Annotated in this window: 1 pseudogene; it reads left to right on the top strand. The window is 43.4% G+C overall.

What is annotated here, in order from left to right:
• Positions 1 to 385, top strand: a pseudogene (locus tag AC3XQU_RS23180) (conjugal transfer protein TraG); the annotation flags it as partial.

Genomic DNA, 385 nt, shown 5'->3' with positions numbered 1-385 from the left:
TGACTTTAAAGAAATGGTAATTGGTAATACCTGGACAAAGATTTTCTTCAAGATCGGTACACAGGCAACTGCTGAAGAATGTGCCAATCTGATTGGCATGAAAATTGGGATTACTAAGTCTCTTAGTGGTACCCAAAATGAAAGCAGCAGCACGCCAATTCTTAACGTTACACCAGAAGGTGGCACCGGAGCAGCCGCGGGTATTTCGGAGGGAGAACGAGAGCAAGAAGAATATAAAGTTTCGCCCGACGATCTCAAAGCCCTAGGAAAAGGTGAGTGCGTCGTTATGTATGGCGGTGACCAAATATTCAATATACGGGTACCCATGATTACCATTGACCGGAAGTTGAAAAAAGAAATCGGGAAGGTCCGAATAAATCATTTT

The sequence above is a fragment of the Telluria sp. AZSoR62 genome, from assembly GCF_058111565.1.
Note: the sequence above shows the minus strand (reverse complement) of the source record. Positions and strands in the feature narration are given on the sequence as shown.